The 15,758-nt window shown below is 67.4% G+C and carries 16 protein-coding genes; 7 read left to right on the top strand and 9 right to left on the bottom strand.

Annotation, left to right across the window (positions count from 1 at the left end; translation table 11 throughout):
- Positions 1-108: 108 nt before the first annotated feature.
- The 5 genes from NJF35_RS09100 (at position 109) to NJF35_RS09080 (ending at position 4,448) form a co-directional block, all read left to right on the top strand.
- On the top strand, positions 109-414 hold the full coding sequence (locus tag NJF35_RS09100; RefSeq protein ID WP_225790475.1) for a MazG-like family protein: 306 nt from the start codon (positions 109-111) through the stop codon (positions 412-414).
- The gene (locus NJF35_RS09095) at positions 411-1,160 is read left to right on the top strand and encodes a methyltransferase domain-containing protein (protein ID WP_225790476.1); all 750 of its coding nucleotides are present in this window, start codon (positions 411-413) and stop codon (positions 1,158-1,160) included. Before NJF35_RS09100 ends, NJF35_RS09095 begins: the two co-directional genes overlap by 4 nt.
- Before the next feature lie 21 nt (positions 1,161-1,181).
- Positions 1,182-1,817, top strand: a complete 636-nt coding sequence (locus NJF35_RS09090) for a DUF4136 domain-containing protein (protein ID WP_225790477.1) — start codon at positions 1,182-1,184, stop codon at positions 1,815-1,817.
- Between the two features lie 19 nt (positions 1,818-1,836).
- Complete coding sequence (locus NJF35_RS09085) at positions 1,837-2,397, top strand: DUF4136 domain-containing protein (RefSeq protein WP_225790478.1); 561 nt, start codon at positions 1,837-1,839, stop codon at positions 2,395-2,397.
- Positions 2,398-2,498: 101 nt separating this feature from the next.
- Complete coding sequence (locus NJF35_RS09080) at positions 2,499-4,448, top strand: pilus assembly protein TadG-related protein (protein ID WP_253080413.1); 1,950 nt, start codon at positions 2,499-2,501, stop codon at positions 4,446-4,448.
- On the opposite strand, the gene NJF35_RS09075 is transcribed toward NJF35_RS09080, so the two are convergent.
- Positions 4,433-7,078 (bottom strand): PAS domain-containing sensor histidine kinase, encoded by a 2,646-nt coding sequence (locus tag NJF35_RS09075; RefSeq protein WP_253090960.1) that lies wholly within the window; start codon positions 7,076-7,078, stop codon positions 4,433-4,435. The two genes, NJF35_RS09080 and NJF35_RS09075, sit on opposite strands and share 16 nt — an antisense overlap.
- A complete protein-coding gene (locus NJF35_RS09070; RefSeq protein WP_225790481.1) occupies positions 7,075-7,518 on the bottom strand; it encodes a TadE/TadG family type IV pilus assembly protein in 444 nt (147 codons plus the stop codon). The genes NJF35_RS09075 and NJF35_RS09070 overlap by 4 nt, the downstream gene beginning before the upstream one ends.
- Before the next feature lie 75 nt (positions 7,519-7,593).
- Between NJF35_RS09070 and NJF35_RS09065 the strand changes: the two genes are divergently transcribed.
- Positions 7,594-8,064: a prepilin peptidase gene (locus NJF35_RS09065; RefSeq protein ID WP_225790482.1), complete on the top strand. Its 471-nt coding sequence runs from the start codon at positions 7,594-7,596 to the stop codon at positions 8,062-8,064.
- 121 nt (positions 8,065-8,185) lie between these two features.
- A complete protein-coding gene (locus NJF35_RS09060) occupies positions 8,186-8,962 on the top strand; it encodes a response regulator transcription factor (protein ID WP_225790483.1) in 777 nt (258 codons plus the stop codon).
- Positions 8,963-9,391: 429 nt separating this feature from the next.
- Here the strand turns inward: NJF35_RS09060 and NJF35_RS09055 are convergent, their stop codons facing one another.
- The 7 genes from NJF35_RS09055 to NJF35_RS09025 are packed head-to-tail and all read right to left on the bottom strand — an operon-like array spanning position 9,392 to position 15,752.
- Entirely contained in the window at positions 9,392-9,637 is a 246-nt protein-coding gene (locus NJF35_RS09055; protein ID WP_253081013.1) for a DUF3613 domain-containing protein, read from the bottom strand.
- Between the two features lie 20 nt (positions 9,638-9,657).
- Positions 9,658-10,335 carry a tetratricopeptide repeat protein gene (locus NJF35_RS09050; protein ID WP_225790485.1) on the bottom strand — a complete coding sequence of 226 codons (678 nt, stop codon included), beginning with the start codon at positions 10,333-10,335 and terminating at the stop codon, positions 9,658-9,660.
- A gap of 15 nt (positions 10,336-10,350) precedes the next feature.
- On the bottom strand, positions 10,351-11,238 hold the full coding sequence (locus NJF35_RS09045; protein ID WP_225790486.1) for a type II secretion system F family protein: 888 nt from the start codon (positions 11,236-11,238) through the stop codon (positions 10,351-10,353).
- 2 nt (positions 11,239-11,240) lie between these two features.
- A complete protein-coding gene (locus NJF35_RS09040; protein WP_225790487.1) occupies positions 11,241-12,122 on the bottom strand; it encodes a type II secretion system F family protein in 882 nt (293 codons plus the stop codon).
- Entirely contained in the window at positions 12,119-13,375 is a 1,257-nt protein-coding gene (locus NJF35_RS09035) for a CpaF family protein (protein ID WP_225790488.1), read from the bottom strand. The genes NJF35_RS09040 and NJF35_RS09035 overlap by 4 nt, the downstream gene beginning before the upstream one ends.
- Entirely contained in the window at positions 13,372-14,562 is a 1,191-nt protein-coding gene (locus NJF35_RS09030) for a pilus assembly protein (protein WP_253081012.1), read from the bottom strand. Before NJF35_RS09030 ends, NJF35_RS09035 begins: the two co-directional genes overlap by 4 nt.
- A complete protein-coding gene (locus NJF35_RS09025) occupies positions 14,559-15,752 on the bottom strand; it encodes a type II and III secretion system protein family protein (RefSeq protein ID WP_225790512.1) in 1,194 nt (397 codons plus the stop codon). Before NJF35_RS09025 ends, NJF35_RS09030 begins: the two co-directional genes overlap by 4 nt.
- Between the last annotated feature and the right edge of the window lie 6 nt (positions 15,753-15,758).

Genomic DNA, 15,758 nt, shown 5'->3' with positions numbered 1-15,758 from the left:
GGGCCCCTGTGGGAGCCGGCTTGCCGGCGATGGGGCGCGAAGCGGCCCCAATGCACTTGCTTTGCACAAAGGCTCATCCGAAGCTATGCGCCAAGAGGAGAGCCCCCGATGAACCTGCAAGAACTGACCGAACGCCTGCACCGGATCCGCGACACCAACGACTGGCGCGGCTTCCACAGCCCGAAGAACCTGGCCATGGCCGCCAGTGTGGAGATGGCCGAACTGGTGGAGATCTTCCAGTGGCTGAGCGAGGACGAGTCACGCCAGCTACCCCCCGAGCAACTCGCCCATGCCGGCCAGGAGGTCGGCGACGTGGTGCTGTACCTGTTGCTGCTGTGCAGCGAACTGGGCCTGGACATGGAACAGGTGGTGCGCGCCAAACTGGCCGACAGCGAGAGGCGTTTCGCCCGATGAACGACCGTCACTTCGATGAGCTGGCCAGCCGCTTCGCCGAGAAGATCTATGGCGGCGCCAAGGGTGCCATCCGCCTGGCCGTACTCCAGGCCGACCTGGCCGAGGCCCTGCCCGATCGCCCCCTGCGCGTGCTGGATATCGGCGCCGGCCTCGGCCACATGGCCCTGTGGCTGGCCGAGCGCGGCCACCAGGTGACCCTCGCCGAGCCCGCCGCCCCCATGCTCGACGGTGCTCGGGCACGCTTCGCCGAGGCAGGCCAGCAGGCCACCTTCATCCAGGCACCCTGGCAGGACCTGCTCGGCCAGCTGACCGAACCCTTCGACCTGGTCCTGTGCCATGCCGTGCTGGAATGGCTGGCCGAACCCGAGAGCATCCTGCCGGTGCTGCACCAGCTGACCGCCCCAGGCGGCTGGTTGTCGCTGGCGTTCTACAACCGCGACGCACTGATCTACCGCAACCTGCTCAAGGGCCATTTCCGCAAGCTGCGCAGCAACCGCCTGGCCGGCGAGAAGCAGAGCCTGACCCCGCAAAAACCCCTTGATCCCCGCGAGCTCAAGGCGCAACTTGAACCCATGTGGCAGGTCGAAAGCGAAAGTGGTGTGCGGATTTTCCACGACTACATGCCCAAGGAGTTCCAGGCCAAGGCCGAATTGCTCGACCTGCTGGAAATGGAGCTGGCCCACCGCCGACATCCAAGCTTCGCCGGGCTGGGCCGCTACCTGCACTGGGTCTGCCGCCCGCACTGACCCGCCTGCCGGGAGGAACACATGCGGTACCGTCTCTTGTGCCTGCCCCTGCTGCCCCTCGCCCTGGCTGCCTGCCAGGGCAGCAACCCCTATGTCGCCAGCGGCCGCCCCCTGCCGCCAGCCCCGCCCCAGGCGGCCAGCACCTTCGATGCCAGTGCCTACCCGGCAGCCCCTCGTGACTACGGGCGCTATCGCAGCTGGAGCTGGCGCAACGGCCAACTGCCCAGCGCCAGTGCCAGTGCCGACCCGGCGCAACTGGCCGAGGCGGTCAGCAGCGCCCTCGACCAGCACGGCCTGCGCCCGGCCCGGGGTGGCAGCGCCGACCTGCTGGTCAGTGCCGACATGCGCCTGGAGCGACGCCTGCGCCAGGTCCGCGACTACGACTACTACGACCCCTACTACGGCCCGTACCCCTATGGCGGCATCGGCTACGGCGGCTACCGCCACGGCTACGGGGCCTACGGCAGCGTGCCGATCGTGCGCACCTACGAGGTCGAAGTGATGGTGGTGCGGATCGATCTGTTCGATGCCCGCGATGGCCAGCCGGTATGGAGCGCCAGCGCCGAGAGCGGCAGCGACAGGAGCTCGCCACGCGACCGCGAGAAGGCCTTGCGCGAATCGGTGCACAAGGCCCTCGACGGCTATCCTCCCAGTTAACCTGCACCGGAGAACCATCATGTTGCGCCGCCTCGTTCTGCTGTCGTTCACGCTGCTGCTGGCCGCGTGCGCGAGCAACAACGTCACCCAGGATTTCGACGCCAGCCGCGACTTCGCCGGGTACCGCAGTTGGGCCTGGCAGGAGCCGGCATTGCAGTACCGCCCGGACGATCCGCGGATCAAGAGCGACCTGACCGAACAGCGCATCCGCCAGGCCGTCGCCGACCAGCTCGACCAGCGCGGCCTGCGCCCGGCGCAGGCCAATGCCCGGCCAGACGTCAGGGTGCGCACCTACCTGATCGTCGAGCAGCGCCAGCAGCAGATCACCACCAACTACGGCGGAGCCTGGGGCGGCTATTGGGGAGGCTACTGGGGCGGGCCGATGTACAACGAAACCCGCAGCGTCGACTACAAGGTGGCGACCATCCAGGTCGACCTGTTCGATGGGCGCGACGGCAAGCTGGTCTGGCGCGGCAGTGCCGAGCAGATCATGAACAACTATCCGCCCAGCCCGCAGGAGCGCAATGCCGCGATCCAGAAGACCGTCGCGCAATTGATGAGCAACTATCCACCGCGTTGAGGCGCTGACGGCCACTCGATCAAGGCAATTTGCCATCACCCTGACTACACTCCTTTCATCGCCGCTGCGCTGCGTGGCCGATGGCCTGCAAAGGAGTGCCCGTGGTTCCCCGTTCCGCTGTGCGCCAACGCGGCGCGATCGGCCTGATGGCCGCCCTGACCCTCGGCCTGGCCCTGCTGTTCCTGCTGCTGGTGGTCGACAGCGGCAGGCTCTACCTCGAGCAGCGCAAGTTACAGCGCATCGCCGACATGGCCGCGCTGGAAGCCGCCGGGCAGCACGCCGGCTGCAATGGCAACGGCCCCCAGGCCAGCACCCTCGCCCGCGCCGCGGCCACCCGCAACGGCCATGCCCCCGGCAACCCCCTCGTGGCCAGCTGTGGCTACCTGCAGACCGATGCCCGCAACCTGCGCATCTTCACCTCCGACACCTCGCGCAACGAAGCGATCAAGGTCGAGGTACGCAACACGGTGCCCACGAGCATTGCCGCCAGTGCCTTCACCCTGGTGCAAGGCAGCGACCTGCCATTGACCACGACCCTCGGCGCCAGCGCAGTGGCTTCGATGCCCCGGCCACCCCAGGCCATGCTGAGCATCCGCAGCACCCTGCTGAAAGTCGACTCGCGTCAGTCGGCGATACTCAACGCCCTGCTCGGCGCCCTCGGCAGCCATGTGCAACTGGACGTGGCGGGCTGGCAAGGCCTAGCCGACGCCGATATCAACCTGCTGCGCTACCTCGACCAGTTGGCCATCGACCTGGGCCTGGACATCGGCGATTACCACCAGTTGCTCAACGCCGATGCCACTGCCACGCAACTGCTGCAAGCGGCCGTCAAGGTGCTGCAGCAGAGCGGTGCTGCCGCTGAGGTCATCACCAACCTCGGCAAGGTGGCCGTGGGCAGCGGCAATGGCACGCTCCTGAAGCTGGGCAGGATTCTCGACATCCAGAACGGCACCACCCAGGCCGGGCTGGATGCCAGTGTCCAACTGCTGCAACTGGTGCAGGGTGTGGTCCAGCTTGCGACCAGCGAAAACGCCGCCAACATCGACTTGCCCCTCAATGTGCTGGGCCTGGTCAATGGCCGCATACGCCTGAAGGTGATCGAACCGCAGCAGGTTTCCGCAGCAGGAGATCCGCGAAGCGACGAGATCGCGGTTCACACCGCGCAGGTACGGGCGTTGGTCTCTCTCGACCTGCCGCTGCTGTCAGGCATCGCCGGGCTGGCCAACGCCGTCCTCGACCTGGCGGCGCCCCTGACCAACGTACTCAACAGCCTGCTCAACCTGAACCTGCTGGGCACGGTGCACTCACTCACCTGCGCCCTGGGCATTCCTTGCAAGGTCAGCGACATCAAGCTGCTGGACGGCAAGCTGCACATCGATATCGGCCTGGAAGCGGCCAAAGCCTCCGCCCGCCTCAGGCCCGGCCCACCAGCCAGCTACAGCTGCGCGCCCAAGCAGTTGAGCGTGCTTGCCGAGAAGGCTGCGGTGAGGCTGGCGGTCGGCAAGTTCGAGCCCCCCGAGACGTTCTTCAGCCAAGGCACCCCCACGGTCAAGGCGCTCCCGTTGATCGACATCGGGACCAACGTCTGTAGCCGCCTGCTGATCCTGCCGCCGATATGCGGCACGCGCGTGCCCTTCGCCGGGGGCGGCATCGGGCTGCGCATCGACAGCAAGGTGCTGGGCAGTGGCGCCACGGCAATGCCCCTGCTGTTCAAGGACGCCAGCGAGCCGCCCGACATCGGGCAGCCGCCCCGCTACCTGTCGATGGCCGACAGCCAGGTCGTCGGCAGCCTCGGCGACACCTTGGCGGGCATCCGCCTGGAAGCCTACAAACCCACCGCCAACAGCGGCCTGGGCGAGCTTCTGGTGCTCACCGCCGGGCTGCTGGACGGCGTGAAGAACATTCTGGAGCCGCTGATCCGGAACCTGCTGAGCCCGTTGCTCGACCCGCTGGTCAATGCCCTGCTCAAGGTGCTCGGCATCGACCTGGTCAACGCCGAAGTCGGTGCCAACCTGACCTGCTCCAGCGGTCGCGCTCAACTGGTGCAGTGAAGCGGCAGGCTGATCCGAAAACACGCCCCCTCGGCGCCATTGGCCACGCTCAGGCTGCCGCCCATGCCCTCGACGATGCCATGGCTCACCGACAACCCCAGGCCCGTGCCGACACCGGCCGGCTTGGTGGTGAAGAAAGGCTCGAAGATCCGTGCCTGCAACTGGGGATCGATACCGCCGCCGTTGTCTTCCACCCACAGGCACAACTCCCCGGGCTGCAACGACTGGCGCATGCAGATCCACGGCGCGTCCCGGCGCTGTTCGAGCAGCGCGTCACGGGCATTGACCATCAGGTTGATCAACACCTGTTCGAGCTGATCCTGGTGCCCCAGCACCAGCGGCTGCTGCTGCGGAGGCTCGATGCGCAGGGTCACCCCCTTGCCGCGCAGCCCTTCGTCGAGCAGGGCCACCGCCCCTTCCACCGCCGCCCAGGCACTGAAACGCTGGCGCTCGACCTCGGAGCGACGTCCGAACACCCGCATGTGGTCGACCAACCGTGCCGTGCGTTCGACCTGGGCTTCGATGCGGCGCAGCTTGTCTTGCAGGTAGGCCGGCTCGACGGCGCCGTTGTCCAACCGTTTCAAGGCATTGACCGTGGCCATGCGCATGACGTTGAGGGGCTGGTTGATCTCGTGCAGCAACCCGGTGGTCAGCTCGCCGAGGGTCGCCATCTTGGCGCCTTGCAGGAGCTGGCGCTGGCTGCGTCGGACCTCGGTGTTGTCACGCGCCACCGCCTGCACCTCCAACAACCGGCCCTGGTCGTCGAACAGGCCACGGTCGGCCCAGACCCACCAGGCATGCTCGTGGCCAGGCAGCTGCAGGCAGACCTGCGCACTGCTCACCGGCTGCTCGGGGGTCAGGGCCTGGAGCCGCTGGAGGAACTCGCCACGCTGTGTATCGGACATCCACTGCCCGAGGTTCATACCCAGCAGTTGCTCCGGCGTGCAGCGCAGGCAGTCGGCCAGCGGCCGGTTGCCGAACAGCAGGGCCAGGTCCGGGCGGTAGCGGCAGATCATCGCCGGCGAATCCTCCACCAGCACCCGATAGCGTTCCTCGCTCTGGCGCACCCGCTCGGCGGCCTCGGTCGCCTCGCTGACATCCAACCACAGGCCGACCACCTCCAGCGGCTGGCCGAGATCGTTGCGCAGCAGGCGTGCCTCGTCCAGCACCCAGTGATAGCCGCCCCGGCTGTCACGCAGGCGGTAGCGGCAGCGCGCCTGGCCATCGCGCAACAAGCTGCGGGTACGCTCCAGCCACAGCGAGCGATCGTCCGGATGCACCGCCAGGCCAGGCTGGTGTGCCTGCTCGCTGTCCGCTGCCCAACCGAGCAGCGGCATCAGGCTGGCACTGAAGAACTCGCTGTACAGCGCACCGTCGGCGTAACGCTGGATGTAGATCACCGCCGGCGAACTGGCGATCAGGTTCTCCAGCCGTGCCCGCGCAGCACCGGCCTGGAGCTCCTGCGCCTTGAGTGCGCTGATATCGAGCAAGAAGCCGCGCAACTGCCGCCCCTGCAAGCGCCCGACCCAATGGAACCAACGTGGCGCCGCCAGGGCATCGTCGCCCGGCACGCGCAGGCTCAGGCTCAGTTCCCCGCTGCTGCGGGCCTGCTCCAGTGCCAGTTGCGCCGCTTCACGATCCGCCGGGTGCACACGTGCCAGCCATTGCTCAAGGCTCGGTTCACGCACCAGGCCCAGGCTGGCAGCGAGGTACGGATCCAGATGCAGGGGGCCGTGCAGCGGCCACGCCCACCACCCCGCCCCCAGCTGTTGCTGCAACGCCTCCAGGTGGTGGGTCTGGCGCAGCAGCTGGGCCTGCCGATGACGGCCCAGCAACGGCTCGACCAGAGCCTGCAGCAGCCCCTGCGCCGCCGCTGTCTGCGGCAGCGCCTGGGCACCGGCGCACAGCAGCCAGGCCTCGGCCTCAGCCCCCTGGCAGTAAGGCAGCAGGAACAGCGAGACACCCCCGCACAGCGCCAGCAGTTCGGGATGCTCGCGGCTGTCGAGCAACGCCTGGGCCGGCAACCGCGTCAACCAAGGTTGCAGGCGCGTGTCTTCGGGCCAGGGCCAGTCGGCGTCGTTGCTGGCGAAGCTGCGCCAGCCAGCCGGCTCGCGCAGCACCAGGCGCAACGCCGGGGCATGCCAGCACTCAGCCAGACGCTGTAACTGCTCCACCACGCACTGTGCCAGGTGCTCCTCGCCGCATTCGCGCACGGCGCGGCCGACCTCTCCCGCCAGTTGTCGCAGGCCTTGCTGCTCATTGGCGTGGGCACGCTCGAGCAACAGGTCGCCAATATCGAACAGTTGCAGCAACCAACCGTCACCGTGGCGCATCAGCCAACCACGGGTGTGCAGGGGATGCCCCATGACGGTGTGGAAATCCAGGTCCAGGGGTAGCCCCTGCCAGTCGGCCGGCTCGCCTTCGAGCACCAGCCAGCTGTGCCGCTCCAGGTAGTCATGCACCCGCCCGCCACCGTGGGCGGGCAAGGCCAGCAGGGTACGCAACGGGCCAGACAGACGCTGCACCGCGCCCTGGGCATCGAGCCACAGTTGCAGGCCCACCGCCAGTGGCACCTCGGCCTCGTGCGCGCTCGGTGGCGCCGCACGCCAGCGATCGAACAGGCCGCTCACAGTTGCAGGCTCGCTTCGGCCTGCAGGCGTTCGGGCAGGCGTGGCACCTCACCGATCAAGGGCAGCACCAGCACCGGCAGTACGCGGACCAGGCGCTCGCGAGGGTAGTCGATCGAGACGGTCAGCAGGTTGTCGCCGCTCCAGGTGACCTTCGTATCGGTGACGACGCTGAAACCCAGGGCCGCCGGCATCCAGGCCAGTTGCTGCCCGACCACCTCCCGGGCCAGGCTGTCGACGTCGCTTCGGTAATGCTCGCCGCCCGGGTCGAGCGCCACGCAGCGACGCACCGCCTCGCTGCTGGCCTGGTTGAACGACTGCAACATCAGCATCGGCAACGCATGGCTGACCAAGCCATAGAACACCGCGAAAAACACCATGAAAACGGCGACGAACTCGATGGCTGCCGCACCTTTTTGCCGTCCCGCCAGGCTTGCTTTCATGTTCGCGTCTACCCTGACTATGACACCTGACTGACAGCATAGAACCGTTCAACGAATAGGGATGGCAATTTGCCAATGCAAAGCATTGTTCTCCTGATGTGGCTTGCCTTGTGCACCGAACAAGATATCCGTGAACGACAGCTTTCCAACGCCCTGACACTGGGTGTCGCCGCAGCTGCGCTGGCCTGGCTGTTCGCCACCGGCCACAGCTGGATCGGCGCCGATCCCAGCGATGCCGGCTGGGCGCTGGCCATCGTCATGCTGCTTACCCTGCCCGGCTACATGCTTGGCCGTTTCGGCGCCGGCGACGTCAAGCTGATGGGCGCCCTGGCCCTGGCCACCAGCCACCAGTACGTGCTCGGCACCTTCATCGGCGCCGGCATCACCGTGCTGGCCTGGATGCTCGCCAGGCGTCGCCTGCTGGCCTTGCTCAGCCCCAAGGTGAGGAAACGCTTGCAGCAACTGGCCGAAGAGGTCGACGAGAAGCAACCGTTCGCGCCTTTCGTGCTGGCGGGCTTCCTGCTGACGGCCGTCTGGATCCCGTAAATGACTACTCGGTCCAGATTCGTCGTACAGCCCGTGTACATACTCGCAAAGTGCGACTAGTGTCTTTAGCGGCCAGTCTCTCTGGCCCAGGAGCAGGACCGAGTCGAACAGGGAGTCGATCGTGAACAAATCCATCAGTGAGGTGAAGCTACTGGTCGTCGACGGCCAGGCGTTGATCGTCGAGCAGTTGTGTGAATTTCTCGAGTACCAGGGCTACGGCTGCGTCCCGGCCCATTCCACGGAGCAGGCCATCGAGCGCTACCAGGCCGATGACGGCATTGGCCTGGTGCTGTGCGACCTGCACCTGCCCGGACGCGATGGGATCGAGCTGGTCCGCATGCTGAAAGCGCTGTCCGGGCGCCGGCGCATGTTCGAGGCGATCATGCTCACCGGGCGGGCCGAAAAGCAGGATGTCATCCGCGCCTTGCGCGAAGGTTTCGCCGACTACTACCAGAAGCCCATCGACCTGGACGAGCTGCTCGAGGGCGTGCGCCGCCAGGAGCAGGCGCTGCTGGAGCGCCAGCGCAACCTGCGTGAGCTGGGCAAGCTGAACCAACGCCTGCAGGAGCTGGCCGAGTCCATCGACGATCTCTACCACGACCTGGAAAAGGCCCGTGGCCTGGGTGTGCAGCGCCGTGCCGGCGATCCCGAGGAGGCCGAGGCCGAACTGCCGCCGAACTTCGAGAAGCTCTCGCCGCGCCAGCTGGAAGTCGCCAGGCTGGTGAGCAAGGGCAAGACCAACTACCAGATCGCCTGCGAGCTGGGCATCACCGAGAACACGGTCAAGCTCTACGTGTCCCAGGTCCTGCGCCTGACCCACATGCACAACCGTACCCAACTGGCCCTGGCGCTGACGCCGCGTTCGTCACCGGTGCACCAGCGCTTTACGGCCCATTGAAAGCCCCTGGCACGGCGGCTGATGCTGTTCACTTAAGTCTGATGTGACATCGATTGGGGCTGCCTTGCAGCCCTTCGCGGGCAAGCCCGCTCCCACAGGATCGTGCATTCCTTGAGGTTTGCAGCGTACTTGTAGGAGATTACCCAGCCTTTGGGCTGCGCTGTCACGCAGAGAACTGATAGTGGCTTTACGCGGCCCCTGTGGGAGCGGGCTTGCCCGCGAAGGGCCGCAAGGCGGCCCCAATGGCTTAAGTGAACAGCATTACTAGCATGGCGGCGCCCTTTTCGCGGGCAAGCCCGCTCCCACAGGGTCCCGTTGCTCTTTCGGTCTCTGTTCCCAGATTTCCCATAGAGCCCGCGCCGCTCTTGAGATCGACGCAGAAGCCGGCTTGCCGGCGATGGGGCGCGAAGCAGTCCCAGATGAGCCAGCTCAGTCACCCGACGAACCAACCGACTGCCAGCGGAAAACCTCGGGGATCGGGTACTTGTAGCTGTCCAGCCAGCGCTGCAGGGCCTGCTCCCGCTCCCGGGCGGTCTGCACCTGTGGCGTCGGCGAGGCCTGCTGGTTGCTCGCCTGCACCTGCAAGAGCGCTTCGGTGGCCGTCTGCGCCGGCTCCTCGGCCAACGCTGCCAGGGGGCCGGCAAGGCCGACCAACAGGATCACGCACTTGAGCATGGGCATCTCCTCCCTTGGATTCAACCGAGCGGCGTCGCGCCACGCCCGCTCGTCTTCAACTGCGTCGCCCGGGCCTGGGCCTCGGCGAACTGTTCGGGCCTGAGCCGCAACCGGGCCACCAGGTCGGCAGCCTGCTGCCAGTTGTCCTGGACCAGCGCGAGGGTCACCAGGTTGACCGCCGGCAGCGTGTTGTCGTCCTTCAGTTCGATCGCGGTGAGAAACTCGAAACGCGCCTGCTCGTGATCGCCCAGGTGCATCAACACCACGCCCAGGTCGTTGCGCACCTTCTCGTCGGTCGGCGCCAGGCGCACGGCCCGCTGCAGGTGACGCAGGGCCTGGGCATCGTCGCCCCGGGCCGAGGCGAGCTGGCCAAGGCCATGCTCGCCCTCGGCCGCCAGGCAACCACCGAGCAAGCCACGGTACAGCGGCTCGGCCTCGCTGCGCCCGAGCAAGCGCAAGACCTTGGCCTTGCGCAGGCGCACCTGGTCGAGCGCATCCGGCAACTGCTGCAGGTGCGCCAGGCTGGCATGGGGCCGGCCTTCGTTGAGCATTTCATCCGCCAGGTTCAGGGCCAACTGCTGGTTGGCGTCCGGCTTGCCGCACTGGGCAGCGCCCAGCAGCCGGGCCAGGCCATCAGGTGGCTGGCCGGCGCAACCGGCGAGCAGCAACAACCCGGTGAACAACAACAGCGCTTTCATCCGCCTCCCCTCCCTTCAGGATCCCAAGGCCCGCGCCAGCGCGGTAAAGCCCGGCCCGGCCAGGACGATGAGCAAGGCCGGGAACAAGAACAGCATCATCACCGCCGACATCTTCGCCGACATCTTCGACACCCGCTCCTGCAAGCGGGTCAGGCGGCGGTCGTCGAGCAATGCCTTGAGCGCCTGCAGCGATTTCATCCCGCCGCTGCCTTGCACCAGCAACTGCCGCAGGATCACGCAGGTATCGATGAATTCGTCCACCGCCAGCAGGTGGGCGCTCTTTTCCAGCTCCGGCCCCAGGGCAAGGCCCGAATCCACCCGCTGCAGTACCAGGCGCAGCTCCTCGCTGATCTCCGGCAGCAGGCCGCGGCCCTCCTGGCTCAGCACCCGCAAGGCCTGCTCGACCGCAAGCCCAGTCTCGAACAGGATGCGCAGCAACGGGATCAGCAGGCTGACCTCCAGGGCAATGCGCTGCTGACGCCGCTGCGCCGCCACCGCCAGCAGGCGCTTGGGCAACAGGTAGCCGACACCCAGGGCGCACAAGGGCAGCACCAGCCAGTGCCCTGGGCCTTCGCCCACCAGGCCATGCTGCAACAGCAACGTCATCCCCACGGCCAGCAACGGCAGCCCCAGCTGCACGGCGGCGAACAACGCCCGCTGACGGCTGCGCCGCCAACCGACCCGGTCGAGCAGGGCCTGGGTCTCGCCGTCGAGTGTCTGCAAACGTCGCCCCAGTGCCGTGCTACCCAACCAGTGCAACCAGTCCCCCAGGCGCTCCTCCCGTGCCATCTGCCCTTGCAGGCGGCGTGCGACCAATTGCCGGGCGCGCCACTGGCGCGCCGCCTGCAGGCCCAGCAGCGCGGACGCCACGAACAGGCACAGGGCGCACAGCAGCAAGGCCATGTTCACAAGCGCCTCATCATGCGCCACAGCACCAGGCAACCCAGGGCCTGGAGGGCGAAGGCGAACAGCAGCATCCACTGACCGTGGTCGTCACGCCACATGGCCAGCAGGTAACCCGGGTTGCCCAGCAGGAAGTAGCCGACCATGGCCAACGGCAAGGCACCGAGGATCCAGGCGGTTACCCGTGTCTCCCCGGTCATGGCCCGCAGTTGCCGGGCCCCCTGCTCGCGCTCGCGGATCAGCTTGATCAGGTTTTCCAGCAACTCGCTGGCGTTGCCGCCATAGTGTTGGTTGATACGCAGGCCAAGGGCGAACAGGCGTAGTTCGTCCTGCTCGTACAGCTCGGCCAGTTCACCTGCCGCGTCCTCCAGCGGCACGCCCAGTTGCACGTTGCGCCGCACCCGGCCCATGGCCGAGCGCAAGGGCTCGCGGGTGCCGTCGATACCACCGAGCACCGCGTCGCTCAGCGTGCGCCCAGCCTTGAGGCTGCGAACGCTGTAGTCCAGCAGCCCCGGCAACTGCTCGATGATCTTCCCCAGGCGCCGGCGGTAGCGCCCGTGCAGGTAGAGGTAGGCCAGCAGCGGCATGCCCGGCAACAGCGCCAGCGCCGCCACCCAACCAGACACCAGCCAGGCCGCCAGCACCAGGGCGAACCAGGCCAGCAGCCAAGGCCGCAGGCTGAAGCCGGCATGGGCCAGCCCGGCACGCTGCAGCAGCGGGTCGAGCCAGTCGCGCCTGGCATTGCCCGTGCGCACGGCCTGGTAGGCCCGCCCCAGGCGCTGGAGGATGCGCTCCTCGCCCCGCTTGTGCAGGCCAAGACGCAGCAGCAGCACGGCGATGCCCAGGCACAGCGGCGACAGCGCGAGCAACAACGGCCCCATCACAACACCCCCTCATGGCGCAGCTTGGCGCCCGCCGGGTTCGGCGCCTCGCGCAGGAAGCCCTCGCCGCTGCGTCGGTCGAGGCGGAACAGGGTATTGGTGACATAGACGTCATCCCGCACCCCGACCACTTCCAGCACCTCGCTGACGCAGCGCCGGCCATCGGCCAGGCGGGTCAGTTGGATCACCACGTCGAGCGCCGCGCAGATCATCTGCCGCAGGGTCTTCTCGGCGACCTGCCGCCCGGTCAGGCCGACCAGCGTTTCCAGCCGCAGCAGGGCGTCCTGGGCGGTGTTGGCGTGCACCGTGCTCATCGAGCCGTCGTGCCCGGTGTTCATCGCCGTGAGCACATCGAGCACCTCGGCGCCGCGGATCTCGCCGAGCAGGATACGGTCCGGGCGCATGCGCAGGGCATTGCGGATCAGCTCGCTGGCCTTGATCTCGCCGTGGCCCTCGGCGTTCGGCGGGCGGGTTTCCAGGCGCACCACATGAGGGTGGTGCAACTGCAGCTCGGCGACGTCCTCGATGGTCACCAGGCGCTCCTGGGGGGCGATCATCTGGCTGAGGATGTTGAGCAGGGTGGTCTTGCCGGTGCCGGTACCGCCGCTGACCAGGATGTTGCAGCGCCGCCCCACGGCGCGCTCGAGGAAGTCGAAGATGGCCTGGTCGATGGCCCGGGTGGCCAGCAGGTCAGCGCTCTTGAGCATGTCCTGGCGAAACTTGCGGATCGACAGGCAAGGGCCGTCCAGCGCCACCGGCGGGATGATGGCATTGACCCGGCTGCCGTCGGGCAGGCGCGCATCGACCATGGGCGAGGACTCGTCCAGGCGCCTGCCGAGCGGGGCGAGGATGCGCTGCATCACCCGCTCCACATGATGGGCGTCGATGAAACGCAGGTCGGTCTGCTGCAGCACCCCGGCGCGCTCGACGAACACCCGGTACGGGCCGTTGACCAGGATCTCGGTGACGCTGGCATCGCGCAGCAGCACTTCCAGCGGGCCATAGCCGGTCAGCTCGTCGACCAGTTCCTCGGCCAGGCGCTCCATCTCGTAGCGTGACAAGGCCAGGTGCAGGCGCGCCACATAGTCGCCCACCTGCTCCACGACGAACTGGGTCAGGGCCGGCCGCGCGCCCTCCAGCAGGTTGCGCCCGCTGTCTTCGATGGCATCGATGACGAAACGGTGCAGGGCCCGCTTGAGTGCCTGCGGGTCTGCCGCGGCATGGCGTGGCCCGCCGAAGGGTTCGTCGCCACTCATTTGCTGCTCCACAGGCGGCGAAACCAGGTGAAGGTGGGTGTCGCCAGGTTCTCCGAGCGCCGCGCCAGGCGCTCGCCCAAGCCGCGCAAGGCCTGGGTCAGGCTTTCCCGCGGCGCCAGCTCGAACAGGCTCGCCCCCTGGTTCTTGGCATTCAGGCGCACCTCGGGGCTGTAGGGCAGCACCTTGAGCAACGGCAGGCCGTAGCGCTTGGCCAGGGCATCGGCATCCGGCGCCACCTGGCGCAGGTAGCGGTCCACCAGCAGGCCGGCATGCTCGAGCTTGATGCCACGGTCACGCCACTGCTCCAGCACCTCTAGGTTGCGCCGGCAGTCGAGGATGTTCTGGTCGGTATAGAGGATCAGCTTGTCGCAATGGCTGACGATGGTCCGCAGGGCTTCGCTGTCGGCCTGCCCGGCGAGGTTGACCACGATGTGCTGGAAGTGCTGGCGCAAGGCGCTGAGCAGCATGTACAGCTCGGCGGTGCTCGATTGCGCCAGCGGCACGTCGCTCTCGGCGTAGGCGAGGATGCGCAGGCCGCCCTTGTCGGCCGTGAAGGCGCTGTCGATCAGGGTGGCATCGAGGCGGCGCAAGTGGCGCAGGGCGTCGCCGAAAAAGAACGACGCCTCCAGCCCCAGTAGCGCCAGGCTGTCACCGCGCGGCAGGCCGAGGTCGAGCAGCAGGGTCTGCTGGCCGCTCTCCTGGACCACTCGCGCCAGGTGGGTGGTCAGCAGTGCACCATCGGCGCCACGCTGGGCACCGTAGAGCACGCTCAGGCCACCCAGGCTGGGGTTGCTGGCCACCACCGGCAGGCGCTTGCCCAGGCGCCGCACCAGCCCGGCCACTTCGCTGGCCCGCGAGCCGTAGGCGACGAAATCGCGTGCCCCGGCGCGCATGGCGTGCAGCACCAACTGGTTGTCCATGCCATCGCCCAGGGCAACGATCGCCAGCATCGGCTTGGCCTCCAGCACACCTTCGATCAAGGCGCACTGGTTGACCAGTTGCTCACGGTCCAGGCCGATAAACACCAGGTTGCTGAAGGTCACATCGACCAGCGCCAGCAACTCGTCGAGGCTGCCGCCGCTGGCGCCGATCACCTGGCCCAGCGGCGCCAAGGCGCCTTGCAGCCAGTGCAGGTCGTCCTCGTTGCGGGTGATGGCCAGGTAGGTCTGGTTCAGGCTCTCGCTCATCGTGATAACCCACTACGGCCGTCGAAGTTGCCGTTTTCCAGGAAGAACAGCTGGCCCCAGCTGGGGTCGTAGGTACGCAAGTGCTCGCCTGGCAGTTGTGGCAGCCGTGCATTGGCGGCCAGTGGCTGGACCAGGTGTGGGGTGACGATCATCAGCAGCTCGGTGTCTTCGCGGTTGAGCGTCGATTGGCGAAAGAACGCGCCGATGATCGGCAGGTTGCCCAGGCCCGGGAACTTGTCCACGGCAGAGCGGGTGTTGCTGCTGACCAGGCCGCTGATGATGAAGCTCTCGCCATCGGCCAGGGAGATGCTGGTGTCGGTGCGTCGCACCTTCAGGCCCGGGACGAGGGTGCCGGCGATGTTCACAGGGTTGCTGTAGTCCAGCTCGCTGACCTCCGGCGCCACCTTGAGGGTGATGCGGTCGCGGCTGATCACCGTCGGGGTCAGCGCCAGGCGTACTCCGAACTCCTTGTACTCGATCGAGACGTTGTCGCTGCCACTGCTCGGTACCGGGATAGGAATTTCCCCGCCCGCCAGGAAGCTCGCGGTGAACCCGCTGAGCACGGTGAGGCTGGGGCGCGCCAGGGTATAGGCGAAGCCGCTGTTCTCCAGGGCGTTGATCATCGCCAGGAAGCGGCTGCTACCGCCGCCCCAGACGATGTTGAAGACACCGTTGTCCAGCGGTATCGCCGGACGGTTGATGGGGACCTCGCCAGGCGTGACAGCGGTAGCGGGCACGGTACCGGGCGAGCCGATCAGGCTATTGTTCGAACCCTTGAAGAACAACCGCGCCCCAGCTTCCTTGTACTTGACCCGCTGCACCTCGACGAAGCGGATATCGGCCTGCACCTGGCTGGGCAACTGCGGGTCCTGGGACGGCAACAGCGCGCCCTCGGCCATGTCCACGCTGGCCCGCCCCTTGACGAACAACATGGCCCGGTGCGGTGCCGGGGCGCAGGCGGTCCACAGCATCAGGCTGGTGTTGCCCGGCGCCACCGCGGTCAGCAGTACGGCACGCTCGCCACTGGCCTGGACGTCGGCGACCTTCGGCTCGCCGACCGCCACCCGGCTGATGGCCACCGGCAAACGCAGCTCCTGCTGCAGGCCCTGGTCCATCTCGATCACCGAGGGTAACTGGGCGAACGCCGCGCAGCCTTGGCTGGCCGCCTCGGCCAACGGCAGCATCGCCATCAATGG

It is taken from the genome of Pseudomonas guariconensis (assembly GCF_024127895.1).
GTDB lineage: Bacteria > Pseudomonadota > Gammaproteobacteria > Pseudomonadales > Pseudomonadaceae > Aquipseudomonas > Aquipseudomonas guariconensis_B.
Note: the sequence above shows the minus strand (reverse complement) of the source record. Positions and strands in the feature narration are given on the sequence as shown.

Bases quoted from the DNA above. Each gene is read 5' to 3' on its own strand.
- NJF35_RS09100 (WP_225790475.1), top strand. From the start codon at position 109: ATGAACCTGCAAGAACTGACCGAACGCCTGCACCGGATCCGCGACACC.
- NJF35_RS09095 (WP_225790476.1), top strand. From the start codon at position 411: ATGAACGACCGTCACTTCGATGAGCTGGCCAGCCGCTTCGCCGAGAAG.
- NJF35_RS09090 (WP_225790477.1), top strand. From the start codon at position 1,182: ATGCGGTACCGTCTCTTGTGCCTGCCCCTGCTGCCCCTCGCCCTGGCT.
- NJF35_RS09085 (WP_225790478.1), top strand. From the start codon at position 1,837: ATGTTGCGCCGCCTCGTTCTGCTGTCGTTCACGCTGCTGCTGGCCGCG.
- NJF35_RS09070 (WP_225790481.1), bottom strand. From the start codon at position 7,518: ATGAAAGCAAGCCTGGCGGGACGGCAAAAAGGTGCGGCAGCCATCGAG.
- NJF35_RS09065 (WP_225790482.1), top strand. From the start codon at position 7,594: ATGCAAAGCATTGTTCTCCTGATGTGGCTTGCCTTGTGCACCGAACAA.
- NJF35_RS09055 (WP_253081013.1), bottom strand. From the start codon at position 9,637: ATGCTCAAGTGCGTGATCCTGTTGGTCGGCCTTGCCGGCCCCCTGGCA.
- NJF35_RS09050 (WP_225790485.1), bottom strand. From the start codon at position 10,335: ATGAAAGCGCTGTTGTTGTTCACCGGGTTGTTGCTGCTCGCCGGTTGC.
- NJF35_RS09045 (WP_225790486.1), bottom strand. From the start codon at position 11,238: ATGGCCTTGCTGCTGTGCGCCCTGTGCCTGTTCGTGGCGTCCGCGCTG.
- NJF35_RS09035 (WP_225790488.1), bottom strand. From the start codon at position 13,375: ATGAGTGGCGACGAACCCTTCGGCGGGCCACGCCATGCCGCGGCAGAC.
- NJF35_RS09030 (WP_253081012.1), bottom strand. From the start codon at position 14,562: ATGAGCGAGAGCCTGAACCAGACCTACCTGGCCATCACCCGCAACGAG.
- NJF35_RS09025 (WP_225790512.1), bottom strand. From the start codon at position 15,752: ATGGCGATGCTGCCGTTGGCCGAGGCGGCCAGCCAAGGCTGCGCGGCG.